Below are 26743 nucleotides of genomic sequence, written 5' to 3'. Positions count from 1 at the left end.
ACGCGCTAGTCGGTGATGCGCAGCAGGGCGAGGCGAGTGGGATCCGCGATGACGTCGTAGTGGACGATGCGCTGGTCCGCGATGTGGAAGAGCAACGCGATGCGCGGGCCTCGATCGGCCATGACCGCGATTCCGGGCCGCCCGTTGATCGACACCACGCGCGCTTGCCGGGCGTTGGCCCGCAACGCCCGCGTCTCGTCGACGACGGTTCGCGCGCCTCGCACTCGCAGCGCCGCGCCGGGCGGAAGTGCTTGCGGATCGGCCGTTCTCGTCACCTCGGGGTGCAGGACCTCGATGAGGCCGTCGATATCGCCCTGCTGGGCCGCCTTCAGGAAGGCATCCACCACGTGCCGCGCGGTGCCGGGATCGGTGTCCGCCGCCCCCGCCGGCCCGCGCACCCGCGCCCGCGCGCGGCTGGCCAGCTTCTTGGCCGATCCGGGTGTCGTGCCCAGCACGTGCGCGACCTCGTCGAACGGCGTGCCGAACACGTCGTGCAGAATCAGCGCGACCCGTTGCGGCGGCGTCAGCTGGTCGAGCAAGATCGCGATGGCCTCGGTCAGATCTCCGGCGAGGAGCGCCACCTCCTCCGGGCCTTCGACGTCGTCCACCGGTTCGGGCATGTCGGCCGGCTCCTGCGGAACTTCGCGCGACCGGCGCATGAGATCCAGGCACAGCCGGGTCACGACGGTGGTCAACCAGGCGGGCAGGTTCTCGACGCCGCCGACATCGGCGCGCAGGTACCTGATCCACGCTTCCTGCACGACGTCCTGGGCATCGGCATCCGACCCGAGGAGGCGGAACGCCACCGCGAGCAGATGCGGTCGCTCGCGGCGGAACGCCTCGTCGCGGTCCGCGCCTTCCTGGGCACCGCCGCGCGGCGTGGTCACGGCTCGCCCTCGAAGCCACCGGACTTCGCCCGAGCGGCCCCGCTTGGCACCGTTTCGAACCTGAACATGCGTTCCTCGCCTCCCGCCGTACACAGCCTGCTACCCATCTGACGGGCGAGCAGCGCAAAAGGTGACTCATCCCGGGAGGCGATGCCGGACATCGTGGAGCTCGGAGTGGACCCGTGCGTACTTTTGGCTGCTATAGCGACAGGAAGTACACACGGGCCCTCGCAGCGGCCGCGTGCTGCTCAGTACTGGGTTTGGGTGGCGGAGACGGCGCAGGAATCGCACCAGAAGCCGAAGAGCAGCTCCTCGAAGCCCATCCGGCCGAACGGCGTCGGGCCACCGTCGATGGCCGTCAGGAACGGCATGAAGTTGCCGCACACGGGGCAGATCGGGTGCACCTCCGGCGACGGCCAGCGCGGTAGCCCGCCCACCTGGTGTTGCGTCCTCGGCAACGCCGGGAGGCTCACGCCGTTCTGGTTGGGGTGCGGTTCCAGCACCAACGACCGCTCCCCTGGCACCAAGCGGGATTCTCCGCTGCTCGGCCCCTGGGGATTGAAGTAGACCTCCGTGCCCGCCGGGGTGAAGCGCACGGTTATGCGGTCCACTTCAGCGCATTCGCAGGTGAACCAGTAGAACGAGGGGTCTCGGCTCAGGTCGTGCGGCAACTCCTCGGCGGAAAGGGTCAGAATCCGCTCGGTCGGCCTCTTGCAGTCCGCGCAGAGCGGAACGTCTCCTCCGGGATCTCCTCCCATGACGTGGGCGCTTTCGCCCGCGTCCGCCATGAAACCCATGAAGGCGGGGTGGAAACCCGAGGGTTTCCCGGTGTCCGGCAGGCGGCCGGCCAGCGGCATCAGCCAATCCCAGTCCACCGGATCGTCGACCTCGTCCCGCACGGACTCGATGAGATCGGCGGCGTGCGAGGTGCGAATCATCGCGAGGGTCCAGAGGTCTTCCAGATCCTGCTCTTCGCGCCACCTCTCCAGCAGCGAGTCGGCGAATTCGTCGGGGGCACCGGACAGCAGGCTTCGCTTCATCGAACCGCTTTCGACGCGGTCGACGTAGGGACGCAGGAGTTCCGGGCGGCACATCGCGATGGTGAAGACGACACTGGACGCCGGGGATTCCGGATCCGGCGCCGCCACGTGGTCCTGGATGAACGCGTCGATCAGGGAGTCCGGCATCCAGGGCACGAGCCTCGCTGCGGCTTTGGCGACTTCACCGGCACCGCGCAACCTCTCCGCCACGCGCGTCTTCTCCTCGCGCGCCCCGTGGATCAGTTGCAGGTAGACGGCGACGAACTCGGCGACGCGGCTGTCGGCGGTCTCCATGAGGCACTCGACGGCCGCCGGCACCCCGCGATCAACTGACTGCGCCAGGAAGGCGATGACGCGCTCACCCTTGTCCGGCACCGAGAGAGCCGGATCCAAGACGATCCGCTCGATCTCCTCGGTCGCACCCATTTCCGCCCCACTCCACCTCGAATGATCAACACCGAGTCTAGGCCGAACAGATCCTCGGGTTCGTCGGTCACGTTTTCCAACCGCCAGGTGTCGATGCTGTGGAGAGCCTCGAACAACTCGGGAGGTAGTCACCGGTGGATGTTTTCGACGCGGTCGCGAGTCGGCGGGCGGTGCGCGGTTTCACCGGTCAACCCGTGCCGAGGGCGGTGCTTCGGCGCGTCCTCACCGCTGCCGCCCGGTCGCCGTCCGGCGGGAATCTCCAGCCTTGGCGCAGCTACGTGCTCACGGGCGCGTCGCTGGCCGAGGTGAAGAAGCGGACCGCCGAGCGCCTCGCCGTGGACGACCCGGGCGACGAGCGCGAGTTCGAGATGTACCCGCCCGATCTGAAGTCCCCCTACGCCGAGCGCCGATCCGCCGCCGGGGAGCAGCGCTACGCCGCGTTGGGAATTCCGCCCGCGGACAGCGAGGCCCGCAGGGAGCGCGTTGCCGCGAACTGGCGCTGCTTCGGCGCTCCGGCCGCGCTGTTCTGCTACGTCGACCGCGGCATGGGTTCGGCGCAGTGGGCCGACATCGGCATGTACCTGCAGACGATCATGCTGCTGCTGCGCGCCGAAGGGCTGCACAGCTGCCCGCAGATGGCGTGGTCGGTCTATCGCCGAACCGTCGCGGAAGTCGTGTCGCCGCCGGACGAGCTCGTGCTGTTCTGCGGCATGTCGATCGGATTCGAGGACAGCACCGCGAACTACGCCCGCATCGACCGCGCCCCGCTCACCGAGACCGTCACCTTCCTCGACTGAGGACGATCAGTGGCTCGGATTCCGCCGCACCGCACCGAAATCTGGCATGAACCTGCAACCAGCCGTTTCGCCGCCGCCGCCGGTGATCTACTCGATTCGGTTCGCCACGCACGCCGGTGGGGTTCCATTCGGCATATCAGACGAGGTCCTGAAGCAGGGAAGATGACCAACAAGATCTACATGGCCGTCGGCGCCGTCGCCGGTTTTCTCTTCCTGGTGTTCGCGGGCGTGGACTTCTCCGCGGGAGACACCGACGCCGGCCAGAACGACATCATCTACGCCATCATCGGCTTCGCGGCCAGCGGTTTGCTCTTCTACCTGGATCGCCGCCAGAAGCAACGCGGCGCGGGAGCACGCGGCCGGTAAGCCGTTCCGCCAGTTCCGGCGATGAAAGCGATGCACCACGAATCGACTACCGACTACCCGCGTAGGACGAGAAATGCCATCAGAGCACAACAATCCACTCCTGAACCATGACTCGATCAACGACCAGAACCGCACGCTGAAGAAGGCGGACTCGACGGTTTCGCTCGTCATGCTCGGCGCCGCCGTTCTTCTCGGACTCGCGCCGCTGCTGTTCGCCGGCCCCGGCTCCAACGCGGGCTTCTTCGTGTTGATCGGTGCCGTGTTCCTCGTGGTGGGATTCGTGATCGTGCGGGCGCGCAAGAAGGTGCAGAGCACGCAATACCGGGTCATGAAGCCGGGATCGTCGCCGAGGATCGCCGGGAAGATCGTCGCGGCGCTGGTCGTTTTCTTCGGCGTCGCGGTGCTTCTGCAGTCGATCGACGTCCCATCGGCGTTCGGCGTGGTGCTGTTCGGCGGGCTGATCGGCGTCATCGTGTGGCTGCGCACCGAGCACGAGAAGGAATGGCTCGCGTTCAAGGCCGACGCGCACGGGCTCGTCTTCGGCCCGACGAAGGTTTCCTGGCCGGAGATCGGGCAGCTCGTCACCGCCGCGGGCATGCGACCGGGCACGGTCGAGATCGGCGTCCGGCCGGTGCCCGGGGCGAACATCGCGGCGGGAGAACGGATCGACGGTGCCGTGCTGGGCGACCTTCCAGCGCACGCGGTGGTGCCGGAGGACGAGTACAGGCCGGATCGGCTGCGGTGGGCCGTGGACCGGTTCGGGCGAACCGATATCCAACTGGTCGAACGGACGCCGGAAGGCGAACAAGTCGTCGTGTACTGACCGAAGTGGAGGGGGGGCACCCGCGAAGGGGTGTCCCTCCATCCGCGTCACACCAGCAGCGGCAGCAACGCGTGGCGGCGGCGGACCACCGCGCCGTAGCGGGAGTCCAGGCGGAGCCAGGCGTCCGTGGCGCTGACCCGGACGATCTCGGACTCCGCCGGCTTCTGCACCAGGAAACCCATGCCGGACAACACGAACAGGCAGCGCAGCGGCACCTTCACCTGGTAGCCCGAGCCGCTGACCGTGAAGACCTCCTGATCCAGCAGGGAAGCCGGCGGTGTCCCCTTCGGACCGACGTTGTCCTTGGCCACGTCGATGCCGCGCTCCGCGACCTCGCCGACGAGCTTCGCCGGCAGGTCGTCCACCCGTTGCCAGCCCACCGCAGGCGGCAGCTCCGAGCGCCACATCAGATCCCGCGGCGGGCCCGGATCCATCACCGGGGCACCCGCCACCGTCAGCGTCGCCAGCAGTTCGTTGCCCGACGCCGTCAGGTCCGCCGGCTCCACCTCGCCCTCGACCGACCTGGTGGACAGAGCGTCGAACGGCGTCGCCGCCCAAACGTCGATGCGGCCCGTGCCCGGCCGGTTACGCAGGCGCACCAGCGCCTGGCCGTCCAACCGCACCGCGCGGGCGACGAACGCGCCGAGGTCCTCGCGCTCCACCGCATCTGGCATCCGCAGCTCAGGCACGTCCCAGCTCCGACTTCTCCGCATCGAGCTGCCACTCCGCCAGGAAGTCGCGCTCCTCGTTGGTCATCCGCCGCGGCCGCCCCGCCCGCAGGTCGTAGGGCACCATCAGCGTTTCCGCGGTGGCGACCGCTTCCTGCGCGTAGGCGGTGTAGTCGACGATGAACGACGCGGCCTTCAGCTCGCGCACCGACATCTGCACCTGCAGCGACTTCGACGCGTAGACCAGCGGGCTGTGGTAGTCGATCACGATCCTGGCCACCACCATGCCCTCCGCCATGCCGAGCAGGCCCTGCCGCTCCGCCTCGGTGAACAGCAGCTCGGCCCGCGCCTCCTCCAGCAACGTGATCGTCCTGGCATGGTTGACGTGGCCGAACGCGTCCATGTCGGACCAGCGCAGGGCCACCTCGGCTACGAACGCGCCCACCGGCGAGCTTCCTTTCTGCCGTTCGGATGGCTTGCGGCCGGTGCGACCGCAAGCCACCCGATCATGCTGTCACCGCACCATGCTGCGCAGCTGGCGGGCCGCCACCGACAGCGTGGCCAGATCCAGCCGGCCGGAGTTCTTGATCTGCTCCAGCGACGAGTTGGCCCGCGCCAGTCGCGACTCGTTGGTCGACCCCCAACGAGCGATCTTCTCCTCCGGGTCGTCCTCCGGATCGCTGGTCCGCAGGACGTCGGTGGTGATCGCCCGCAGCGACGCGTAGAAATCATCCCGCAACGCCAGCCGGGCCAGCGAGTGCCACCGGTTCCCGCGCTCCAACTCGTTGACGGCCAGCAGCATCCGCTCGACGTCGAGGTGCTCGGCCAGCGAGTAGTACAGGTCGGCGCTCTCCCGCGGGCTGCGCTCGGCCGCGACCCCGGCGTCGCGCTCCGCGAGCTCGGCGATCTCCCGGATGTCCAGCAGCGCGAACGAATCCAGCAGCACGCCGACGCGCTCCGCCAGCTCCGCCGGGACGCCGGCCGCCGTCCAGCGGTCGATCATCTCGGTGGCGCCCTCGGCCGCCCGGCCGCGCAGCAGGCCGCGCACCGAACCGGACAGCTCCGCGACCACCGGCCGGAAGCGTGCGATCTCGGCGCCGATCGCCAGTGGCTGCGGCCGGTTGGTCAGCATCCAGCGCGCCGCCCGGTCCAGCAGGCGACGGCTCTCCAGCACCAGCTCGTCGGCCACCGAACTCGGCACCGAGCCGCCCAGCGCGTCGATCTGCGCCCACAGCTCCTGCAGCCCGAAGACGTCGTTGACCACCGCGAACGCCCGCACCGCGTCGGTCGTCGAAGCGCTGATCTCCTCCGACAGCCGGTAGGCGAAGGAGATGCCGCCGCCGTCGACCATCTCGTTCACCAGCAGCGTCGTGATGATCTCCCGGCGCAGCGGGTGAGCCGGGATCGCGTCGGCGTAGCGCTCGCGCAGCGGCTTCGGGAAGTACTCCGGAAGCCGGTTGCTGAACGCCTCGGTGTCCGGCAGGCCGCTGGCCAGCACATCGCGCTTCAACGCCAGCTTGACGTGCGCCATCAGCGTCGCCAGCTCCGGCGAGCTGAGCCCTTCGTCGGCCTTCTCCCGGTCGCGGAACTCCTTCGACGTCGGCAGCGCCTCCAGCGCGCGGTCCAGGCCGGCGTTCTTCTCCAGCGCCAGGACCTGGCGGGCGTGCACCGACACCATCGGGGCGGCGTGCGCCCGCGAGATGCCCAGCACCGCGTTCTGCGAGTGGTTGTCGGCCAGCACCAGCTCGCCGACCTCGTCGGTCATGTCCGCGAGCAGCTCGTTGCGCTGCTCACCGGTCAACTGCCCGTCGGCCACCAGGTGGTCGAGCAGGATCTTGATGTTGACCTCGTGGTCGGAGCAGTCCACCCCGGCGGAGTTGTCCAGCGCGTCGGTGTTGACCTTGCCGCCGGCGCGGGCGAACTCGATTCGGCCCAGCGACGTCAGCCCGAGGTTGCCGCCCTCGCCGACGACCTTCACCTGCAGGTCGGCGCCGTTGACGCGGACCGCGTCGTTGGCCTTGTCGCCGACGTCGGCGTGCGTCTCGGTCGCGGCCTTGACGTAGGTGCCGATGCCGCCGTTCCACAGCAGGTCCGCCGGGGCCAGCAGGATCTTCTTGATCAGCTCGGCCGGCGCCAGCTTGCGCACCGACTCGTCGAGGCCCAGCGCCTCCCGGATCTGCGGGTTCAGCGGGATCGACTTCAGCGACCGCGACCACACGCCGCCGCCCGCGCTGATCTTGCTGCGGTCGTAGTCGTCCCAGGTCGACCGCGGCAGCTCGAACAGCCTGCGGCGCTCGGCGAAGGACACCGCCGGATCCGGATCGGGGTCGATGAACACGTGCATGTGGTTGAACGCGGCCACCAGCCTGATGTGCTCGGAGAGCAGCATGCCGTTGCCGAACACGTCGCCGGCCATGTCACCCACGCCGACCACGGTGAAGTCCTCGGACTGGGTGTCCACGTCGAGCTCGCGGAAGTGCCGCTTGACGCTCTCCCACGCGCCCTTGGCGGTGATGCCCATCGCCTTGTGGTCGTAGCCCACCGAGCCGCCGGAGGCGAACGCGTCGCCCAGCCAGAAGCCGTAGGACTTGGCGACGTCGTTGGCGATGTCGGAGAACGTCGCGGTGCCCTTGTCCGCCGCGACCACCAGGTAGGTGTCGTCACCGTCGTGGCGCACCACGTCCTTCGGCGGGGCGACCTCGCCGCCGACCAGGTTGTCGGTCAGGTCCAGCAGCCCGGAGATGAACATCCGGTAGCAGGCGATGCCCTCGTCGAGGGTGGCCTTGCGGTCCACCGCCGGGTCACCGGTGGGCGCCGGCGGGCGCTTCACCACGAAGCCGCCCTTCGCGCCGACCGGCACGATCACCGCGTTCTTCACCGCCTGCGCCTTGACCAGGCCCAGGATCTCGGTGCGGAAGTCCTCCCGCCGGTCCGACCAGCGCAGACCACCGCGGGCCACCGAACCGAACCGCAGGTGCACGCCCTCCACCCACGGCGAGTACACGAAGATCTCGAACTGCGGGCGCGGCTCCGGCAGCCCCGGGATCTCCCTGGGCTCCAGCTTCAACGCCAGGTAGGAGCGCTCCCGCTCCCCGTCGGCGGCGAAGTAGTTGGTGCGCAGCGTGGCGCGGATCAGGCTCAGGTAGCTGCGCAGGATCCGGTCCGCGTCCAGGCTGGTGACTTCGTCGATCAGCTTGGTGACCGCATCGGTGAGATCCGCCTCGCGGGACGCCCGGTCGTCGGCGTCCAGCGCCGGGTCGAAGCGCGTCTCGAACAGCCTGACCAGCGTCGTCGTGGTGAGACGGTGCGCGAGGATGGCGTCCTCGATGTAGTCCTGGCTGTAGGCGACGCCGACCTGCCGCAGGTACTTGGCGTAGGCGCGCAGCACCGAGGCCTGCCGCCAGTTCAGCCCGGCGCGCAGCACCAGCGCGTTGAACCGGTCGACCTCCGCGTCGCCGAGCCAGGCCGCCCGGAAGGCGTCCTCGAAGCGCTCCCGCAGGGTTTCCAGCAGGCCGCCGCTCGTCGCGGCGTCCAGCAGCGCCGGGTCCAGCCGCAGCCCGAAGTCGTAGATCCAGTACTGCTGGTCGGTGTCGCCGATGATGACCTCGTAGGGTCGCTCGTCGACGACCTCGACGCCCATGCTCTGCAGCACCGGCAGCACCCGCGACAGGGTCACCCGGCCGCCGACGTAGAGCTTGAAGCGGCGCTGGCCCGCGCTGGCGTCGCGCGGCGCGTAGAACGACATCTTCAGGTCGCGCGGACCCGACAACGACTCCAGCCGCCGGAGGTCCGCCAGGCCCTCGCTCGCGGTGAAGTCCTCCTTGTACGCCTCCGGGAAGCTCGACGCGTAGCGCTGGCCGAGCTGGCTGATCGCCTCCGACAGGCTGCGCGCCACGTGACCGTCGCGGCCGCCGCCGGACTGCTCGGCGTCGACCTCCTCGATCATCTCGTCGTCCCAGGTGTGGATGGCGTCGGAAAGCCGGCGCTGGATGCGCACCAGGTCCGGCTCCACCTGGTTCTCCGGATCGGTGTGCACCACGAAGTGCACCCGCGCCAGGGTGGATTCGCCGACCCGCGTGCTGTACTCCAGGCCGGTGCCGTGGAGCTCGTCCAGCAGGACCTCCTGCATCGCCAGCCGCGAGCTGGTGGTGTAGCGGTCCCGCGGCAGGTACACCAGGCAGGAGTAGAAGCGGCCGTAGGCGTCGCGGCGCAGGAACGGCTTGAGCTTGCGGCGCTCGGCCAGCGCCAGCACACCGGTGATGGTGTCCTGCAGCGTGTCCGGGTCGGTGGAGAACAGCTCGGTGCGCGGGTAGTTCTGGATCTCCTCCAGCATCCGCTGGCCGGAGTAGGACTCCATCGGGAACCCGGCGCGGTGGATGATCTCCCGCACCCGGCGCTCGATGAACGGGATGTCCAGCACGTTCTCGTGCAGCGCGGTGGTGGTGAACAACCCGAGGAAGCGGTGTTCCCCGTTGACGTTCCCGGCCTCGTCGAAGGTCTTGACGCCCACGTAGAACGGGTGCACCGGACGGTGCACTGTGGACGGTGCGCTGGCCTGGGTGAGCACCAGCAGGTCCTTGGACAGCGCGCTGGCGCCGGCGTCCGGCCCCGCGGTCAGGCTGCGCGCCGCGACGCTGTCGCTGCGCAGCACGCCCAGCCCGGAGGCCAGCACGGTCTGCAGCGCGGGCTCGGCACTGTCGTCGATCAGCTCGTAGTGCCGGTAGCCGAGGAACGTGAAGTGCCCGTCGGCCAGCCACCGCAGCAGCTCGGCGCCATCGTGGACGTCGTCACCCGGCAGCGGCGGCGGGGTCCGGTCCAGCTCATCGGCCAGCGACCGGGCGGTCTCGTGCATCCGCTCGGTGTCCTCGACGACCTCACGCACGTCGTTGAGCACGTCGGCAAGGCCATGTTTCAGGGCGGCCAGCCGCTCGGCGTCGACGACCCGGTCGACCTCGACGAACATCCAGCTTTCGGCGATCGCGTCGGCCGGCGGGGCCGCCGGGTCCGCGTCCGGCAGCACCTCCAGCAGCTCACCGGCCACGTCGCGGCGCACCACGACGATGGGGTGGATGATGCGCTGCACCTCGGCGCCGAAGCGGCCGAGCTCTGCGATCACCGAATCCACCAGGTACGGCATGTCGTCGGTGACGGTCTGGACCACCGTCGCCTGACTCCCCCAGCCGTCCTCGGCCCGGTCCGGGTTGAAGATCTGCACCAGCGGACGCCCCGCGACCCGCTCCGCGGCGAGCCGGTGGTGCGACCGCAGCGCCCCGACGAGGTCGGTGGGCTCGTCGTCGACGAGCTCCTCGGCAGGCACGTGCCGGTAGTAGGCGCGCAACAGCTCGGCGAGTTCCGGTGCGGACTCAACCGCTCTGTCCAGCAGGCGACGCTTGGCCAGTTCGGGGTTCTCGGACCGCTCGCCGACTGCGTCGTCCCCATCGGCTCGCGGGCGTTCTCCGGTCTTCAACTGTCCGGGATTCGAGGTCATCTTCAGGCAGCTCCACGCTTGACGGCACCTCTTTGTGCCAACAGGTTCCACCTTAAGACTGCCAGTTCCGGCGACCAGCGGAGGGCGGTAGCGCGGTCGAGCACGTGAAAAGCGGCACAATGATCGATGTCTTTGACGTTTCAGAAAACGTTCTTGGTCGCCTCACACCCTCCCACTGGGAACCAGTGCGGAATGCCGTGCGTCACGTTCCGGCCGGGAACGTCGCAAACCGCAGCACACGCGGCAACACCTGCCCCACGCATTCGGACCAAGCCGTTGCGCTGCTTCGGTGAAACGCCTTCAGAACCGCGGATCCACCGCCGCGGAGTCCATCGCCGCCCGGCGGTGCCGGGGGGCCACACCGGATCCTCGATCGTCCGATGTGGACGAATGAGCGGAGTGGGAAACCTGGGAACGGCCGGTGATTCCGGACACACGCGCTTCGCTGTGCCGGCCCGACGGCGCGGCCTCCTCGGCTTCGGGCTGCTCGCGCCGACCGCTCTCGTAGGCCATCAGCGCCTCGGTGAGCAGCTCCGCGAGCCCGATCTTCTCCGCCGGGCCCGCATCCGCCGCCGGCGACTCCGCGGCAGGCAGTGCCGCCGCTGGCGGTGCGGCGGCCGCCAGCGCTGTGGCCGGCAGTGCTGTGGCCGGCGGTGCTGCGGCCGGCGGTGCTGCGGCCGGCGGTGCTGCGGTTGGCGGTGCTGCGGCCGGCGGTGCTGCGGTTGGCGGTGCGGCGGCCGGCGGTGCGGCGGCCGGCGGCTCCAGGGCCTCGCGGTCACCGGCGGGGTCGGGTATTCGCGCCTCGGGCGGTGATGGCTGCGGTTCGACCACCGGAAGGTTCGGCTCGGTCGCCCAGTCCTGGCGGTGCCTGCCGAGCAGTTCCGCGGCCGGAGTTGGCGATGCGACCGCAGGGGCGGACGATTCGAACGATTCCGGCGGTTCGAATGATTCCGGTGGTTCGAGCGGTTCCGGTGGTTCGGCCGGTTCGGCGTGCCGGGCGCGACGACGTCCCGGGCGCGGCTCCGCGGACAGCTGGAGGCCGGCGCGGATCTCGGCCAGCGACTTGCCCCGCGACCGGCGACCACCTTCACGCTGTTCCATCCCGGTCGCCGAAGCCCCACCCGCCTCGACCGCCGGCGCGGCCGCCGTCAGGGTATCCACGGTCAGAGCGTCTGCGGTCAGAGCGTCTGCCGTTGGCGTCTGGATCGTCGGAGCCTCGGGCTCCGGTTCGGCTTCGCGGCCACCGTAGGCCGGTTCGACCAGCGGCATGTCGTTGGCCCGGTGGCCGCCCGGCTGTTGGGCAGCGGGCTCGGTCGCCGTTCGATCTTGGCCGTACTGCGAACCGAAATCGTCTCGCGGCGCTTCCGGCAGAGGATCTGCCGTCAGCGGATCTGCCGCCGGCCCGGTTCCGGACCAGTCGGCCGGTTCGGCCGGGCCTCCGATCACCGGCAGGATCGCGGTGACGTCCACGGCGCCCGAGTGCCGGCCGGCGGCGGCCGCCGACCGGCGGAGGTTGTCCAACGTCGCGGCGAGCGCGCTCGTCTCGGGCTGCAACTCGGCAGGCTGGGCATCTCCCGGCTGGGCCTGCTGCGGCTCGTAGGCCACCGGCACCTCGGGAATGGTGCGCTCGGCGCTGGACGGCTGGTCCAAGGCCTCCGACGGCCACCAACTCGCCTGCGACTCCGTCGACGCCTGCTCGGTGTACTCCTCCGGCGCCGGTTCCCCACCGGGAAAACCCTGGTCGGCGGGTGGCGGGAAGGCGGCCACCTCGGCCTGCGCGACCTGGCCGGGCTCGGTCTCCGCCGGCTCTGCGGCCGCCGGAAGCGCCGCCGCACCGGCCTGGCCTGCCTCGGGCTCAGCGGATTCGACAGTGGCTTGGACGCTCAGCCGGTCGTCGGCCGCGGCCGGCTTCATCATCGCGGAGTCGAGCACGACCGTCGGCGGCGCCGACTCCTCGGAAATCCGGGGCTCGGGCATCTTCTGCCGGCGGCGCCCGCCTTCGCGCTGTCCCGCGGCCCGGCTGGTGAGCGTCTCCATCAGCCGACGCGCCGCGTCGTGCGCTTCCTCATACTCCGGCCGGTGCCCGGCCCACTCCGGTTCGGGCTGCTCGGACACGCCGTGCTCGGGCTGCCGAGGTTCCGGCGGCCAGGACTCCGACTGCTCTGGCACGGCCGATCGGGGCCCGGCCGGATCGGAGTCCGGCGGTACCGGCTCGGGCGATGCGGACCGGGCCGGGCCGCTCGAATGCGGAGGCACCTCGACGTCGTCGGCGAGCACCGGGTACTCGGCGAGTAACCGGACCCGCGCGTTGTGCACGGCCCCACGCCAACGCCGGTCGGCGGAATACGCGCCTCGGAGCGCGCGAAGCGCCTCGGGGAATTCCGCGCCCCGTTCGTGCACGTGAGAAAGGGTGTTCAGCGCCTCGGCGAGCAGACCGTCCAACTTGTGCCGCTCGGAGATGGCCGCGGTGTCGTTGAGCGTCCGCACCGCCGCACCGTGGTTGCCGTCCGGCAGGTGCACGCGAGTTGCCATCGCGAGCCCCAACCAACCGACCGGCCCGGCCGCCGCGGCGCGCACCGGCTGCGCCAGCACGGATTCCGTCGCTTGGACGGCCTCCGGGCGGCGCCCCAGTTCCAGTAACGACTGCACCCGCTCCAACACGAGCCGGGTCCGGATCTCCCCGCTGTCCGCGGCCGGATCGCCGAGCTGCCCGAGCAGCGCGAGACCGGCGTCGGCCACGGCGAGGGCCTCGCCGAACTCGCCCAGCCTGCGGTGATGCCCCGCTCGCGCGGCGCAAACCCGCGCCTTGAGCAACCGGGCGGTGTCCCGGCTGAGGCCGCACGCCTCGTACAGCCGCTCGGCCTCGTCGAGCGCCTCGGAGCGCTGCCCGTCCTGCTGGTGCGTCGGCAGCGATGCGGCCAACGCGAGCAGGGCATGCGCCCGCACCGCCGGCTCGATCCGCTCCTGCTCCAGCACCGGGTCCAGCACCCGGACCGCGACCTCGCTGCTGCCCGCGCTGCGCGCGCACCACGCCAGCTCGACCCGCAGCTCCGCCGTGACCTCGGCGTCGCCCGCCGCCTCCGCGTCGCGGACCGCCGCGAGCGCCCGGACGGTTGCCGGGACGCCCCGGCCCAGCCGGTTCGAGGCGAACAACGCGAGAGCCTCGGCTCTCAGGCGAGCCGCCTGGTCACCGGTGCGCCTGGCGAGCGCGACCGCACGATCACTGAGCACCAATGCCAACTCGGGCACTCTCCACCGCATCTGCCGTGCGGGTTCGAGCAATCCCTGTGCCGAGCTTGTGTTCGGTGAAGCGGGCACGCTCGCCAAAGCGCCTCCGTTCAGCCCCTGGTCAGCTTGCGATGCGTCACTCGGTGCGGACGGGCCGCTTCCGCGCCCATCCTCTCGATCTTATTCGCTTCGTAGCCCTCGAAGTTGCCTTCGAACCAGAACCACTTCGCCGGATCCTCGTCGTCGCCCTCCCACGCGAGGATGTGCGTGGCGACGCGGTCCAGGAACCAGCGGTCGTGGGAGATCACCACAGCGCAGCCGGGGAACTGTTCGAGCGCGTTCTCCAGCGAGCTCAGCGTCTCCACGTCGAGGTCGTTCGTCGGCTCGTCCAGCAGGATCAGGTTGCCGCCCTCCTTGAGCGTCAACGCCAGGTTCAGGCGGTTGCGCTCACCACCGGAGAGCACCCCGGCCGGCTTCTGCTGGTCCGGACCCTTGAACCCGAAGGCGCTGACGTAGGCGCGCGACGGCATCTCGACCTGGCCGACCTGGATGTAGTCCAGCCCGTCGGACACGACTTCCCAGACGTTCTTGGCGGCGTCGATGTTCGCCCGGTTCTGGTCCACATAGGACAGCTTGACGGTGTCACCGACCTTGACCGAGCCGGCGTCCGGCTCCTCCAGGCCCACGATGGTCTTGAACAGCGTCGTCTTGCCGACACCGTTCGGCCCGATGACGCCCACGATGCCGTTGCGCGGCAGCGTGAACGACAGGCCGTCGATGAGGACGTTGTCGCCGAAGCCCTTCTTCAGCTTCTCCACGTCGACGACGACGTTGCCCAGGCGCGGGCCCGGCGGGATCTGGATCTCCTCGAAGTCGAGCTTGCGAGTCCGCTCCGCCTCCGCGGCCATCTCCTCGTAGCGCCCCAGTCGGGAACGCGACTTGGTCTGGCGAGCCTTGGCGTTGGAGCGAACCCACTCCAACTCGTCCTTCAGGCGCTTCTGCAGCTTCGCGTCGCGCTTGCCCTGCACGGCCAGCCGCTCGGCCTTCTTCTCCAGATAGGTCGAGTAGTTGCCCTCGTACGGGTAGGTGCGGCCGCGGTCCAGCTCCAGGATCCAGCCGGCGACGTTGTCCAGGAAGTACCGGTCGTGGGTGACGGCGAGGACGGCACCCGGGTAGGTGGCCAGGTGCTGTTCCAGCCAGAGCACGCTCTCGGCGTCCAGGTGGTTGGTCGGCTCGTCGAGCAGCAACAGGTCGGGCTTGCTCAGCAGGAGCTTGCACAGGGCGACGCGGCGGCGCTCGCCACCGGAGAGGTTCTTGACCTCCGCGTCCGGCGCCGGACACCGCAGGGCGTCCATCGCCTGCTCCAGCTGGGAGTCCAGTTCCCACGCGTCGGCGTGGTCCAGGTCTTCCTGGAGCTTGCCCATCTCCTCCATGAGCTCGTCGGAGTAGTCGGTCGCGAGCAGCTCCGCGATTTCGTTGAAGCGGTTGAGCTTCTGCTTGATCTCCCCGACGCCCTCTTCGACATTGCCGAGGACCGTCTTCTCCTCGTTGAGCTGAGGCTCCTGCTGCTGGATGCCTACGGAGTAGCCCGGCGTGAGGAACGCTTCACCGTTGTTCGGCTGGTCGAGTCCCGCCATGATGCGCAGCACGGTCGACTTGCCAGCCCCGTTCGGCCCGACGACGCCGATCTTGGCGCCCGGGTAGAACTGGATGGTCGCGTTGTCGAGGATGACCTTGTCACCATGCGTCTTGCGCACGTTTTTCATGGTGTAAATGAACTCGGCCATGCCATGAATCGTAGTTGCGCCCCGTGTCGGACCGCGCACGCGGTCCCCCACCACCTGGCCGACGGCGTCCGCCCGCCCCGCGCCGGCGGCCATCACCTCCTTCGAACCGAAATCCGCGCTGGTCAGGAAGAAAGATCGCGATCAGCCGCCGGGCAGCGAGACGAGCCCGCGGTCTCTCGACAGCTGCGGCCGAACCACGCCTGGCGCCCCCGGCGGCGCGCCTCGCGCCAGGTCGAGGCCGACCGCGCTCGCCTCCAACTCGACGACGGTGCGCCACTGGCCGCCCGTCTCGTACTCGCGGGTGCGCAACCGCCCGGTCACCAACACCGGATCGCCCTTGCCCAACGTCGCGGCAACCCCGTCGGCCAGCCGCTTCCAGCAGTTCACCGTGGCGAGGAACCGGTCGCCGTCCACCCATTCCTCGGTGTCCCGGTCGAACCGGCGGGAGGTGGCCGCCACCCGGAAGCTCACCACCCGATTTCCGTTCGGCGTCTCCCGCACGACGGGCTCGGTGATGACGTAGCCCGCCACCGTCACCTGGGTCTCGAACATCTCTGCCGCTCCTCTCGGTCCTGCGCGGCCGACTTCCGGCCCGCGAACCAAGGTTGCCCGAAGATCGTCACGCAGCGCGACAGATTTACTGCGTTCCGTAAGAACTCCGGCCGATCGGCCAGGTCAACTACTACGAGGGGTGTCCTTCTCGGAGAGTTGTTTGAGCATTTCGTTGTACGCGGCCAGATCCGCGTCGCCGTCCGCATCGGCCTTCCGGTCGATTCTCCGGGCGGTCCGGGAATCCGCGCGGGACCACTGGATCAGCAGCGCGAGCATCACCACGACCAGCGGCACCTCGCCCGACGCCCAGGCCAGCCCGCCGCCGAGCCGCTGGTCGGCGAGCAGATCGGTCATCCAGGGCAGGTCGAGGCCGCGGTAGAAGCCCGCCCCGATCACGGTCTGCGACATCATCAGCGCGATCCCGAAGAACGCGTGGAACGGCATCGAGGCGAAGACCAGGCCGACCTTGCCCAGCGCCGGCAGCGGGCGCGGCGCCGGGTCGATGCCGATCACCGGCCAGTAGAAGATGTAGCCCACCAGCAGGAAGTGCGCGTTCATCGCCAGGTGCGCCCAATGCTCGGTCAGCGCCACGTCGAACAGGCCGGTGAAGTACAGCGCGTAGAAGGAACCGACGAACAGGGCCAACGCGACGATCGGGTTGGTCAGCAGCCGCGTCACCGGCGAATGCACGAAGGCCAGCAACCACTCGCGCGGTCCCGGCGGCTGCGACTTCCCGGCGGGCTTGAACACGCGCAGCGCCAGCGAGGTCGGACCGGCCATCACCAGGAAGACCGGCGCCAGCATGGACATCAGCATGTGCTGGCCCATGTGCACGCTGAACACGGCGGGCGCGTACTTGCCGATCCCCGACGAGGTGGCCAGCAAAATCGTCGCGCAGCCGCACAACCAGGCGATGGTCCGCCCGACCGGCCAGGCGTCGCCGCGCTTGCGCAGCCGGTAGACGCCCCACAGGTAGAGCGCGGCCAGGGTCAGCGCGAGCGTGCCGTAGACCAGGTCGAACCGGCCGTCGAACATCAGCCGGAGGAACGTCGGCGGCGCATCCAGCGGATAGCCGATCAGCAGTTCGGTCCGGCCGGGCACCGCCTTGGCCCCGTCCGGTGGCGGCGTGCGCCCGAGGGCGACGGCGACGCCGATCGTGGCGAACATGACCAGCACCTCGCCCGCGCCCAGCCGCAGCAGCGCGGACCTACCGGCGCCGTCGTCCAGCCGCTGCACGACGCTGCGGCGCTGGAAGTACCCGAACACCCCGAGCGCCACCAGGCCGACGGTCTTGAGCACCAGCAGCAGGCCGTAAGTGGAGGTGAACAGCTGCTCCGGCGAAACCCGGACCAGCGAGTTGATCACGCCGGACAGCGCCATGGCCGCCCAGCAGACCAGGGCCACCAGCGAGAACCGCCTGGCCACCAAGGGCAGGTGGGCGCCGCCGCGGGCGGCGTGCGCCAGCAGCGCCACCAGGCCGCCGACCCAGATGACCGCCCCGAACAGGTGGAAGAGCAGGCTGTTGGTCGCGATGTCGTGCGCGCCGCCGCTGGCCGAGTGGCCGGTGGCGATCACCGGGAACAGCGCGGCCAGCCCCATGCCGAAGGCCACCACGGTCCAGCCCCAGGACAGCACCACCCGGCAGGCCAGCGCGACCACGAACGCGAGCAGCGCGGTCAGCGCCCACGCCTTGACCTCCTCCAACGCGTCGTACAGGCCGAACAGCACTTCGGCGTTGAGCACCTCGGACACCGGGCGCCCGGTGGCGTCGGCGGCGATGAACGGCACCATCAGCGCCGCACCCAAGCACCAGACGGCGGCCGCCCAGCCGGCGGTCCGCACGGCGGCGTACCCGTCGGCGGCCAGCGCACCCGAGCGCTTCGCCGGAATCCCGAACGCGGCCAGCAGCAACGAGCCGATGCACACCACCGCGCCGGACTCCGCCAGCACGCGGACGACCGGCAACCCGTACTTCGTGATCGGCCCGGGATCGGGCAAGCCGAGCAGGGCGTATGAAGCACCGGCGGAAAGCGTGGTGAGGGCGGCGGCGATCAGCGCCGCCAGCACCCCGGCGGTGACGACCAGCACAGCCACCGTGCTGGCCGTGCTGCGCCGTTCCGGTGCTGGTACGGGGGTTTCGGATGGCACGCACCGAGCGTAACCGTCGATGCGTTGCGGTCACCTCGCAGGATGGCGGGCGGGAACGTGGTCTGTCGCACCAACGGGCCGCTACGGTTACCGCGTGACCATTGTCCGTCGCTGTGTGTTCCTGCTACCGATGTTGCTGCTGTGCGCGGCGACCGGCTGCGCCGAGCAGGTTTCCGGCGAGCCGATACCGGCAGCGGGATTCCGCGACAACACGGCGCAGCCCACGCAGCCGCGATCGACTGCCATCACCCAGGTGCGCATCGCCACCCCGCGCAGCATCGAGGGCATCGACATGTGCGGCCTGCTGACACCGGCGGACCTCGCGGAGGTCGGTGGCCCGGTGGGGCCGCCGCACGCGGACAACCCGATCGCCGGCGCTTGCGCCCACCTGCTGGCCAGCGGCCCGGAGAACACCGCCGCGGCCGGTTTCTACGAACCCTTCAACGTCGCCCTCAGCCGCCAACCGCGCGGCGTGCCGGGCGACATCGAGGGACATTCGGCGTGGTTGTACTGCGAACTCGTGAGTAACCACCAGACCTGCACGGCGGCCACCGCGATCCGGGCCGACCGGACGCTGCTGACCATGCTCTCGATGCAGGGCGCCTCCGCTGCCGACACCTCTGACCAGCTGTTTCGACTCACCGCGGCCGCCCTGCACAAGCTGCCGCCCGCCTGATCGGGTCGCGTTCGGTCGTCGATCAGCTTGCCGTTCGGTACCGGCTCGGCAACGGTGCGGCGTCAGTCCCACACCTGCCCTCGCGTACGGCTACCCTGCTTGCTGCAGCTCAGGCGAGCCGCAACCCGATCGGCCCCCATAGCTCAGCTGGATAGAGCAAAGGACTTCTAATCCTTAGGTCGCAGGTTCGAGTCCTGCTGGGGGCGCCACATGTCCGGTCGCAGCAGTGGGGGTTGGCCGGTCAGAGATCAGCCCCTGCTTTGTCCCCACCTTTGGCTTCAGCCATCCAGCCGCGTCTGCGAGCCGTTGCGACCGTGCTCGTCCTGACTTGCCAAAAAATCTTGCAGCCGTTGTCGAAATGAGGGCCTGCCGTTCGATGCGTTGACGACGCAGTCGACGACGAGGGAGACGACGAGATGGGCAAGGTCACCACCGGCAGCACGACGATGTCGCTCGACGGTTACATCGCAGGACCGGGAGAAAGCGGCTTCGACCTGCTTTTCCAGTGGTACGGCAACGGCGACGTCGAGATCCCGTCGGCCAGCCCCGACGTGCCCGCCTTCCGCATCTCCGCGGCGAGCGCGGAGCTGATCAAGCCGGAGCGGGAGAACACCGGCGCGCTGGTCGTCGGCCGGTACCTCTACGACATGACGAAAGCCTGGGGCGGGCGCCACCCGATGGACGTGACCACGGTCGTGCTCACCCACCGGCGCCCCGACGACCGTCCGGCGGACGACGAGAACTTCGTCTTCGTCACCGGCGGCATCGAGGCGGCAGTGGCGAAGGCGAAGGAGCTGGCCGGGGACAAGAACGTCGTGGTCAACGGCGGGCAGATGGCCCGGCAGTGCCTGGAGGCCGGCCTGCTCGACGAGGTCGGAGTCGAGCTGGTGCCGGTCGTGCTGGGCGGCGGGAAGACGCTCTTCGGTGATCTCGGTGCCACGCCGGTGGAGTTCGAGAGACCCGTCGTGACGGTCGCGGGCACCGGCGTCACGCACCTGCGCTACCGGGTCAAAAAGCAGGCCCACGGCGGCTGACCGCGGAGCAGCGCGCCTCCGTACCCGAGGATCGGGGACGGGGCGCGCTGCTTTTCACCAGCGCTGGCTCGATCAGCCTGGCCAGTCCAACACAGGCATGGGGCGTCCCCGCTGCAAGGCCGAACGAGTGAAGTTCCGCCGGTAATGCGGGGAGCAAAGGATTCGGCCGTTCTCGGCGCTCACCCACCTGCGTTTATGCAGGTCAGCACAGCGGTGAAGCCGCAAGCACTTCTAATCCTTAGGTCGCAGGTTCGAGTCCTGCTGGGGGCGCAAAACGCCTGGTAAAAGCAGTGGAGGTTGATCTAGTTCAAGATCAACCTCACTTTACCCCCACCATTGCGTCAGGTTCGGAGCTGCATGGAGGGTGCCCGCCGTGGACGGATAGACCCATTCACATTCCGACTCCGCCCCTGCGGGGCCGCCGAGAAGGTGAACATCGTGCTTGCCAACTGCGGCGCAGACCGCAGCGTCAGGGCAGGACCTTGTCGTCCGGCCACACCGTCAACGTGCCCCGGCTGGGCCGCATCTCTCTGCTGATCATCCTGGGTGCAGTCGGTGCCGGCCGGTACCGGCTCCGGTCAGTAGGCTCAAATCGTGCCTGATATCCGCCAGAAGCCCTCTCTGGTCACGCAGATCGGGGAGAAGCGGGGGCAGCTCGCGCACGGGGATGGCGTTGCGCCGCACCGTCATACCGAGGGGCAGTTGCTGTATCCCTCGGCGGGCGTGCTTGCCACGACGACCAGGCGGGGCACGTGGATCGCCCCGGCGAACCGTGTCGCGTGGACCCCGCCGGGTTTTGAGCATTACCACCGCGCGTACGGGCAGACGGAGGTACGGGTGGTGGAGGTTTCCGGCGTGCTGTGCGCTTCGTTGCCGGATCAGCCGATGGTGTTCGCGGTATCCCCGCTGCTGCGGGAGGCGTTGCTGGTGCTCACCAGTGGTCGTGAGCTTCGGCCGGAGGCGCGGGACCGGCTTCGCGGGGTGGTCGTGGACGAGCTGGTCGATGGTCGCGAGGAGGCACTGTATCTTCCGGAGTCGGCCGATGATCGTCTTCGTGCGGTCACGGACCTCCTGCATGCCGATCCCGCGGCATCGTTGACGTTGGCGGAGTTGGGGAGGTCGGTCGGGGCCGGCGAACGGACCTTGAGCCGCCTGTTCCAGACCGAGCTGGGGATGAGCTTCCATCAGTGGCGGAGCCTGCTGCGTGTCCAGCATGCGCTCATCAGACTGGCCGAGGGGGAGGCGATCACCGATATGGCTGCCCGATTAGGGTGGGCTAACCCGACGAGCTTCATCGAAGCGTTCACCGCCATTGTCGGCCAGACACCAGGGCGGTATCAGATGGAGCTCCGTCGCAGGGATCGGTGACCGCCACGGACTTGGCGGGTTTCCGGAGTATCTCGTCGGGATACCGGCACCGCGCAGGCCTGGGATCCGGCGACCATGGGGGTATGCCAACAAACCGACCAACGTCCGAACTGGACGAGAACACCACCGTGGTGATCGTGGGAGCGGGAGTCGCCGGGCTCACGCTCGGCAATTTCCTGCTGCGGCGCGGGATTGATTGCGTCATCGTGGAGAAGCACAGCCGTGAATACGTCGAGCAGCGACAGCGAGCCGGGGTCATCGACACCCGGGCGGCACGCATGTTCCGTGCGTGGGGACTAGAAGACCGGGTGGTCGGTGGTGTCCCGACCGAGCCAGTGCTGCACTTCCGGATCGACGGCGAGACGCGCACCCTCACGTTAGACGCGGATGATCACGGCGACGGCCGTTTCTGCCCCCAGCAGGTCCTCATCCGCAACCTCATCGACGTTTTCCTCAGCGACGGCGGAGATCTTCGCTTCGATGCCGAGGTCTCGGTGGAGAACATCGCCGGTGACGAACGCCCACTCGTTCGCTACTTGGACAGCACCGGCTCGGCACGGGTGATCAGCTGCGAATTCGTCGCCGGCTGTGACGGTGACCGCGGCGTCAGCAGGGCCGCCATCCCCAGCGAGTCCTTCACGCGCTACTCCCACGAGTACGGGTACGCGTGGCTGACCATCCTGGCGGAGGTTCCCGCCAATCACCAGTCCATGATGGCACTCCACCCTCGTGGTGACCGGGAGGCCGCTGACCAGCAGATCCAGGTTCGTATATTGCCTTGTTGGGGGCGCCCAGAAGGACCAGCGCAAATCGCCCCTTGCCGGTGAAACGCCGGCCAGGGGCGATTTTTTCATCTGCGGCGCACCGCCGTTTCGGTCAGGTCGATGCCGCGGCGCGAACGGGGCTCAGCGAGCCGGTTCGAGTTCCTCCTTGCCGTCGACGATGTTCCCGGCCGAGGCCGCACCGACGTAGCTGTAGGTGTGGCCGATGACTCCGGCGCGAGGGCGATGCAAGACGTGCTCGCGCGCTTCGCTGCCGACGGCGCGCATCCATCCACAGTGGACAACGGTGGCTATGGCCTCACCGGAATGCGCGAGCGGGCCGAATTGCTGGGCGGCACGCTCACCGCCGAGGCGACGCCCAGCGGTTTCCGCGTTCGACTGGAGGTGCCCGCGTGAACCAACCGATCCGCGTCCTCATCGCGGACGACCAACGAGTCAGCGCGTCGTCGACGATCACGCCGCGATCGACCCAGCCGTGCAGCACCACCTCATCGACGCCATCGTCGCCACGCCGCAGCGCCCCAGGCTTCCCGCCGGGCTCACGCCCCGGGAGGCCGAGGTGCTGTCCCTCATCGCCACCGGGCTGTCCAACGGCGAAATCGCCGAACGCCTCGTCGTCAGCGAAGGCACGATCAAGAGCCACATCAACCACCTGCTGGCCAAGATCGACGCACGCGGCCGCGCGCAGGCGGTCGCTTACGCCTACCGGAACCGGCTCATCTGACCCGATCCGGATTGGGAACCTCCTCGCGCGGAAACGCCTACGACATCAGGACAACACCGTGGAGGAGGGCAGTCGTGTGACGCACGATTCTTCGGATCGACTAGGCGGAATCGCGTTGTCAGTGGTGCGGATCGTCGTGTCGTTCATGTTCATGCTGCACGGCGCGGCGGGCCTGTTCGGCGTGCTGGGCGCGCCGTACGCCGCGCCGTTGTTCGCGTGGCCGTCCTGGTGGGCGGGATTCATCCAGTTCGTCGGCGGCGGCCTGGTCCTGCTCGGGCTTTTCACCAGGCCGGCCGCGCTGGTCTGCTCGGGCGCGATGGCGTACGCCTACTTCTCCGTGCACCAGCCCCGGGGGCTGCTCCCCATCCAGAACGCCGGCGTTCCGGCCGCGCTGTACGCCTGGTTCTTCTTGCTGATCGCCGCGCTCGGTGCCGGGCCGTTCGCGCTCGATGCGCTGCTCCGCCAAGTCCGTGGCGCTCCCTCGCACGATGAGCGCGCGGCGCGGTCGCGCCGGGATTGAGGCCGTCAGGCGTTGACGCCGGTGAGGGCGAAGAACTCCTGCCGGGAGCGCGCGTCCTGCCGCAGGGTGCCCAGCAGCGTCGAGGTCACGGTGTTGGAGCCGGTGGCCTGCACGCCGCGCAGGGTCATGCAGGTGTGCTCGGCTTCGATCACGACGCCGACGCCCTTGGGGTCCAGCTGCTCGCACAGCCAGTCGGCGACCTGCTTGGTCAGCCGCTCCTGGACCTGCGGGCGGCAGGCGAAGTGCTCGACGACCCTGGCCAGCTTGGACAGCCCGAGGATCCGGTCGCCGGGCAGGTAGCCCACGTGCGCGACGCCGACGAAGGGCAGCAGGTGGTGCTCGCAGACCGAGCGCACCGGAATCCCCCGCGCGAGCACGAGCTCGTCGTACTCCTCCTCGTTCGGGAAGGTCGTCAGGTCGAACGGCCGCGGCGTGAACAGCTCGGCGTACGCGCGGGCCATGCGGCCGGGCGTGCCGCGCAGGCTCTCGGAGTCCGTGGAGATCCCCAACGCCCGCAGCAGATCTCCGGCGGCCTTCTCGGCGGCGGCGAGGTCGATCTCGCCATCGGGCTGGTGGACGACGTGTAGGGAGGGGACGGACATCGGGTGTTCCTCCGGTCGGTTGCGCCAGGCCGGACCTGGTTTCACCAACGAACGTTAGTCTTATTGGCGAAGCCGGGTCAATGCAGCAGCATGCCGATGTTCCGAACCGATTTCGGACACCGCATTGGGCGCGGGAAGCGCTACCGTTAAGGCATGGTGTCCAGCGACGAGCCGACTGCGGGCTCGATGGCGGCGATCGCCGTGTTGGCGGACGACCTGCGACGCGGGATGTTCGAGTTCATCCGCCGCGCCCGGCGGCCGATCTGCCGGGACGAAGCCGCCGCCGCGGTCGGCATCTCCCGCAAGCTCGCCGCCTTCCACCTGGACAAGCTCGTCGACGCCGGGCTGCTGTGCGCGCGGTTCGAGCAGGTGGGCGGCATCCGCAAGGTCGGCCGCACGCCGAAGGTCTACGAGCCCACCGACGCCCACATCGGGGTGAGCATCCCGCCGCGGCGCCCCGACCTGCTGGCCGACATCCTGCTCGACGCGGTGCTCACCGAGGGCGACCGGGAGACCGCGGTCGAAGCGGCGATGCGCACGGCGCACGAACGCGGGCACCGCCTGGGCACCGAGGAACGCAACCGCAGCCGTCCCGGCCGACTCGGTGCCGAACGCGCTCTGACCAGGACCGAAGACGTGCTCGCCCGCTACGGCTTCGAGCCGGACCGGGAGACGTCGACCTGCGTCCGGCTGCGCAACTGCCCGTTCCACCCGTTGACCGCCAGGTCGCCGGAGCTGGTGTGCGGGCTCAACCACGCCTTCCTGCGAGGCTTCCTGGCCGGACTGCAGGCCCGGTCCGTGGAGGCGGTGCTCGACCCGCGGCCCGGGGAGTGCTGCGTCGCCCTGCGCAGCACCTGACAGTTCACCAGCGGGCGCGAGACTGGGGGTGCGCCCGCTGATGAACGGATCAGCGGGCGGAGCTCACGGATTCCGGCTCCGCCACCGCCGGTTCGGCGGCCTGGCGCCGGAAGGGCGCGGCGAGGGTCGGCAGGATGTGGCGGCGGTTGCGGATGAGCGCGGCGATCGCGATCACGGCGTAGATGCCGCACAGGACGTAGCGAGCGGTCTGGCCGGGCAGCGCGAACTGCGCCGCGAACAGCCCGAGCAGCGTCCACGCCGCCCAGCGCGGGAAGCGCAACGCCAGCAACGCGGACACGCCGAGCACCGTTTGCGTCGCGGTGAGCAGGAACTCCTCCACCTGGCGGGCGTCGAGCTGCAGCGCCGTTCCGCCGCCGCCGAGCAGGTAGGCCACCGGCAGGCTGCCCACCAGCAGCGTCCACTGGTTGACCTTGCTGGAGATCAGCGTGCCGATCGCGTCGGCGCCCTTGCCGCGGACGGCGAACAGGATCGCCACGATGAACTCGGGCGCCTCCGAGGCCAGCGGCGCGAGCCACTGCACCAGCAGGAACTTGTCGATGCCGAGCTGGGTGCCGGTTTCGATCAGCGAGTGGGCGAACGGCTCGGCGCAGGCGACGATCACCGCGGCGGAGAACACGAACAGCGCGATCACCAGCGGCCGGCGGACGTGCTTGGGCAGCCCGCCGATGGTGGCGGCGGTACCGACCAGATCGGGTTCTTCCGCCTCGGCGCGCGAGACCTTCCACAGGTAGAACACGAAGAAACCGAGCAGCGCGAACCCGAGCAGCAGCGAGATCTGGCCGGTCGCGGGCACCACGAAGGCGACCACCGAGGCGATCGCGAGGAACCCGAGCTCCACCCGGTTGCCGGACTCCAGCGTCAGCTCGCGCACGGTCTTGCCGGTGCGCCGCTTGGCCAGCGCGAGCGCGACGATCACCACGAGCGACCAGCCCAGACCGAGCAGCAGCCGGTTGGAGCCGGTCATGTTCGCCGCGGCGTAGGCGACGTAGGTGGGATCGCTGCCCGCGGTGTAGGCGAAGAAGAGGTCGACCGCGTACTCGGGCAGCACGGCGATCACGGCGAGGATGGCGATCGCCAGGCCGCCGGAGATGTCGACCTGCGCCGCCTCCGCGGCCCAGGCCAGCACGAACGACGAGGCCACCACGGCCATGCCGAACAGCAGCAGGCCGAGCACCGGGCTCACCGGCAGCCCGCCGAACCGGATGATCAACGCGGGCACCGCCAGCGCTCCGCAGAGCGCGAGCGGACGCAGCAACTTGGTGAACATCGAGCACCTTCCCGGACGTGGCCTGCCTCGGCCGGGACGTCCAGGGGTCTCGGCCAGGCACAGATCAGCTGGCCGAAGGTCTCGTCCACCCGCGTTGCGGGCGCCACCGCCGGAGACGGATCTCAGCGTGTCGACGGTGGGCTTGCGGACTACTCCCCTTCGGAACGAGAGCAACCCTCGCAGTCATTTCGTAGTTTTCGCAACCAACGAAGTGTTTGCGCGGCGGCCACCAAGGGGTTGTGCGATGCGGAACAATCGAACTCGCCATGCCGAAAATTCCCGCGCTGCCCACCGCAGAACCAGGCCTGCCCAGGCAGGACGCCGAACCGACCGAGGCCCAGCTGACCGCCGCAGCGGCGACGTTCGCCCTGCTCGCCAGCCCGCCGCGGCTGCACCTTGTGTGGTTGATCACGCACGGCTCGTACGACGTCGGCACGCTGGCCAAGCGGGTCGGCATCAGCATCGCGACGGTCAGCCAGCACCTGAGCAAGCTCCGGCTGGCGGGCGTGATCACGGCCCGCCGCGACGGCCGCCGCCACCTCTACACCGTCGACGACCCGCACGTGGTGACGCTGGTGGAGCAGATCTTCGACCACATCGCCCCGGACGGCACCCTCGCCCCGGACCCGCCGACGACGCGCTGAACCGGCGCGCCTGCTCGGCCGAGCCATAAGCCTGGCT

General features: G+C 69.5%; 23 protein-coding genes and 1 tRNA gene. 13 read left to right on the top strand and 11 right to left on the bottom strand.

The window, feature by feature from the left end; translation table 11 throughout:
- Positions 1 to 5 precede the first annotated feature (5 nt).
- A complete protein-coding gene (locus AB0I53_RS27010) occupies positions 6 to 887 on the bottom strand; it encodes a sigma-70 family RNA polymerase sigma factor (RefSeq protein WP_358608519.1) in 882 nt (293 codons plus the stop codon).
- A 248-nt stretch (positions 888 to 1135) separates the two neighbouring features.
- Complete coding sequence (locus AB0I53_RS27005; RefSeq protein ID WP_358608516.1) at positions 1136 to 2353, bottom strand: hypothetical protein; 1218 nt, start codon at positions 2351 to 2353, stop codon at positions 1136 to 1138.
- 134 nt (positions 2354 to 2487) lie between these two features.
- On the opposite strand from AB0I53_RS27005, the gene AB0I53_RS27000 reads away from it, so the two are divergent.
- The 3 genes from AB0I53_RS27000 to AB0I53_RS26990 all read left to right on the top strand — a co-directional run bounded on the left by AB0I53_RS27000 (position 2488) and on the right by AB0I53_RS26990 (position 4339).
- Positions 2488 to 3150: a nitroreductase gene (locus tag AB0I53_RS27000; protein WP_358608514.1), complete on the top strand. Its 663-nt coding sequence runs from the start codon at positions 2488 to 2490 to the stop codon at positions 3148 to 3150.
- A gap of 162 nt (positions 3151 to 3312) precedes the next feature.
- Entirely contained in the window at positions 3313 to 3516 is a 204-nt protein-coding gene (locus AB0I53_RS26995) for a hypothetical protein (protein WP_358608511.1), read from the top strand.
- A 73-nt stretch (positions 3517 to 3589) separates the two neighbouring features.
- Positions 3590 to 4339: a hypothetical protein gene (locus AB0I53_RS26990; RefSeq protein WP_358608508.1), complete on the top strand. Its 750-nt coding sequence runs from the start codon at positions 3590 to 3592 to the stop codon at positions 4337 to 4339.
- Between the two features lie 47 nt (positions 4340 to 4386).
- Here AB0I53_RS26990 and AB0I53_RS26985 read toward each other — a convergent pair whose 3' ends face one another.
- From AB0I53_RS26985 to AB0I53_RS26955, 7 genes are all read right to left on the bottom strand, one after another.
- Positions 4387 to 5028, bottom strand: coding sequence for a hypothetical protein (locus AB0I53_RS26985; protein ID WP_358608505.1), 642 nt, complete (start codon positions 5026 to 5028; stop codon positions 4387 to 4389).
- Positions 5021 to 5452 carry a thioesterase family protein gene (locus AB0I53_RS26980; protein ID WP_358608502.1) on the bottom strand — a complete coding sequence of 144 codons (432 nt, stop codon included), beginning with the start codon at positions 5450 to 5452 and terminating at the stop codon, positions 5021 to 5023. The genes AB0I53_RS26985 and AB0I53_RS26980 overlap by 8 nt, the downstream gene beginning before the upstream one ends.
- A 69-nt stretch (positions 5453 to 5521) precedes the next feature.
- A complete protein-coding gene (locus tag AB0I53_RS26975; RefSeq protein ID WP_358608500.1) occupies positions 5522 to 10495 on the bottom strand; it encodes an NAD-glutamate dehydrogenase in 4974 nt (1657 codons plus the stop codon).
- 300 nt (positions 10496 to 10795) lie between these two features.
- Positions 10796 to 13735: a hypothetical protein gene (locus tag AB0I53_RS26970; RefSeq protein WP_358608497.1), complete on the bottom strand. Its 2940-nt coding sequence runs from the start codon at positions 13733 to 13735 to the stop codon at positions 10796 to 10798.
- Positions 13736 to 13833: 98 nt separating this feature from the next.
- On the bottom strand, positions 13834 to 15510 hold the full coding sequence (ettA, locus tag AB0I53_RS26965; RefSeq protein WP_358608494.1) for an energy-dependent translational throttle protein EttA: 1677 nt from the start codon (positions 15508 to 15510) through the stop codon (positions 13834 to 13836).
- A 141-nt stretch (positions 15511 to 15651) separates the two neighbouring features.
- Positions 15652 to 16062 carry a single-stranded DNA-binding protein gene (gene ssb / locus AB0I53_RS26960; protein WP_358608491.1) on the bottom strand — a complete coding sequence of 137 codons (411 nt, stop codon included), beginning with the start codon at positions 16060 to 16062 and terminating at the stop codon, positions 15652 to 15654.
- A gap of 123 nt (positions 16063 to 16185) precedes the next feature.
- Complete coding sequence (locus AB0I53_RS26955) at positions 16186 to 18150, bottom strand: cytochrome c oxidase assembly protein (protein ID WP_358608573.1); 1965 nt, start codon at positions 18148 to 18150, stop codon at positions 16186 to 16188.
- Positions 18151 to 18304: 154 nt separating this feature from the next.
- Between AB0I53_RS26955 and AB0I53_RS26950 the strand changes: the two genes are divergently transcribed.
- From AB0I53_RS26950 to AB0I53_RS26915, 8 genes are all read left to right on the top strand, one after another.
- Positions 18305 to 18886, top strand: coding sequence for a DUF3558 domain-containing protein (locus AB0I53_RS26950; RefSeq protein WP_358608489.1), 582 nt, complete (start codon positions 18305 to 18307; stop codon positions 18884 to 18886).
- A gap of 132 nt (positions 18887 to 19018) precedes the next feature.
- Positions 19019 to 19095: transfer RNA gene (locus AB0I53_RS26945), tRNA-Arg, on the top strand.
- Between the two features lie 207 nt (positions 19096 to 19302).
- A complete protein-coding gene (locus AB0I53_RS26940) occupies positions 19303 to 19920 on the top strand; it encodes a dihydrofolate reductase family protein (RefSeq protein WP_358608486.1) in 618 nt (205 codons plus the stop codon).
- Between the two features lie 594 nt (positions 19921 to 20514).
- The gene (locus tag AB0I53_RS26935; protein WP_358608484.1) at positions 20515 to 21288 is read left to right on the top strand and encodes a helix-turn-helix transcriptional regulator; all 774 of its coding nucleotides are present in this window, start codon (positions 20515 to 20517) and stop codon (positions 21286 to 21288) included.
- A complete protein-coding gene (locus AB0I53_RS26930; protein ID WP_358608481.1) occupies positions 21285 to 22115 on the top strand; it encodes an FAD-dependent monooxygenase in 831 nt (276 codons plus the stop codon). The genes AB0I53_RS26935 and AB0I53_RS26930 overlap by 4 nt, the downstream gene beginning before the upstream one ends.
- Before the next feature lie 180 nt (positions 22116 to 22295).
- Positions 22296 to 22466, top strand: coding sequence for a hypothetical protein (locus tag AB0I53_RS26925; protein ID WP_358608478.1), 171 nt, complete (start codon positions 22296 to 22298; stop codon positions 22464 to 22466).
- A 79-nt stretch (positions 22467 to 22545) separates the two neighbouring features.
- Positions 22546 to 22794: a helix-turn-helix transcriptional regulator gene (locus tag AB0I53_RS26920; protein WP_358608476.1), complete on the top strand. Its 249-nt coding sequence runs from the start codon at positions 22546 to 22548 to the stop codon at positions 22792 to 22794.
- A 76-nt stretch (positions 22795 to 22870) separates the two neighbouring features.
- Positions 22871 to 23314, top strand: a complete 444-nt coding sequence (locus tag AB0I53_RS26915; protein ID WP_358608474.1) for a DoxX family protein — start codon at positions 22871 to 22873, stop codon at positions 23312 to 23314.
- Between the two features lie 5 nt (positions 23315 to 23319).
- Here AB0I53_RS26915 and folE read toward each other — a convergent pair whose 3' ends face one another.
- Complete coding sequence (folE, locus tag AB0I53_RS26910) at positions 23320 to 23916, bottom strand: GTP cyclohydrolase I FolE (RefSeq protein ID WP_358608471.1); 597 nt, start codon at positions 23914 to 23916, stop codon at positions 23320 to 23322.
- A gap of 153 nt (positions 23917 to 24069) precedes the next feature.
- Here folE and AB0I53_RS26905 point away from each other — a divergent pair, with 153 nt between their 5' ends.
- Positions 24070 to 24774, top strand: coding sequence for a transcriptional regulator (locus AB0I53_RS26905; RefSeq protein WP_358608468.1), 705 nt, complete (start codon positions 24070 to 24072; stop codon positions 24772 to 24774).
- Positions 24775 to 24823: 49 nt separating this feature from the next.
- Here AB0I53_RS26905 and AB0I53_RS26900 read toward each other — a convergent pair whose 3' ends face one another.
- Entirely contained in the window at positions 24824 to 26062 is a 1239-nt protein-coding gene (locus AB0I53_RS26900) for a sodium:proton exchanger (RefSeq protein WP_358608466.1), read from the bottom strand.
- Positions 26063 to 26328: 266 nt separating this feature from the next.
- Between AB0I53_RS26900 and AB0I53_RS26895 the strand changes: the two genes are divergently transcribed.
- Positions 26329 to 26706, top strand: a complete 378-nt coding sequence (locus tag AB0I53_RS26895; RefSeq protein WP_358608465.1) for a metalloregulator ArsR/SmtB family transcription factor — start codon at positions 26329 to 26331, stop codon at positions 26704 to 26706.
- The last annotated feature ends 37 nt before the right edge of the window (positions 26707 to 26743 follow it).

This window comes from Saccharopolyspora sp. NPDC050389, assembly GCF_040655595.1.
GTDB lineage: Bacteria > Actinomycetota > Actinomycetes > Mycobacteriales > Pseudonocardiaceae > Saccharopolyspora.
Note: the sequence above shows the minus strand (reverse complement) of the source record. Positions and strands in the feature narration are given on the sequence as shown.

Excerpts from the sequence above, each read along its gene's own strand:
- AB0I53_RS27005 (WP_358608516.1), bottom strand. The coding sequence starts at position 2,353 with ATGGGTGCGACCGAGGAGATCGAGCGGATCGTCTTGGATCCGGCTCTC.
- AB0I53_RS26995 (WP_358608511.1), top strand. The coding sequence starts at position 3,313 with ATGACCAACAAGATCTACATGGCCGTCGGCGCCGTCGCCGGTTTTCTC.
- AB0I53_RS26990 (WP_358608508.1), top strand. The coding sequence starts at position 3,590 with ATGCCATCAGAGCACAACAATCCACTCCTGAACCATGACTCGATCAAC.
- AB0I53_RS26975 (WP_358608500.1), bottom strand. The coding sequence starts at position 10,495 with ATGACCTCGAATCCCGGACAGTTGAAGACCGGAGAACGCCCGCGAGCC.
- ettA (WP_358608494.1), bottom strand. The coding sequence starts at position 15,510 with ATGGCCGAGTTCATTTACACCATGAAAAACGTGCGCAAGACGCATGGT.
- ssb (WP_358608491.1), bottom strand. The coding sequence starts at position 16,062 with ATGTTCGAGACCCAGGTGACGGTGGCGGGCTACGTCATCACCGAGCCC.
- AB0I53_RS26940 (WP_358608486.1), top strand. The coding sequence starts at position 19,303 with ATGGGCAAGGTCACCACCGGCAGCACGACGATGTCGCTCGACGGTTAC.
- AB0I53_RS26925 (WP_358608478.1), top strand. The coding sequence starts at position 22,296 with ATGCAAGACGTGCTCGCGCGCTTCGCTGCCGACGGCGCGCATCCATCC.
- folE (WP_358608471.1), bottom strand. The coding sequence starts at position 23,916 with ATGTCCGTCCCCTCCCTACACGTCGTCCACCAGCCCGATGGCGAGATC.
- AB0I53_RS26905 (WP_358608468.1), top strand. The coding sequence starts at position 24,070 with ATGGTGTCCAGCGACGAGCCGACTGCGGGCTCGATGGCGGCGATCGCC.
- AB0I53_RS26900 (WP_358608466.1), bottom strand. The coding sequence starts at position 26,062 with ATGTTCACCAAGTTGCTGCGTCCGCTCGCGCTCTGCGGAGCGCTGGCG.
- AB0I53_RS26895 (WP_358608465.1), top strand. The coding sequence starts at position 26,329 with ATGCCGAAAATTCCCGCGCTGCCCACCGCAGAACCAGGCCTGCCCAGG.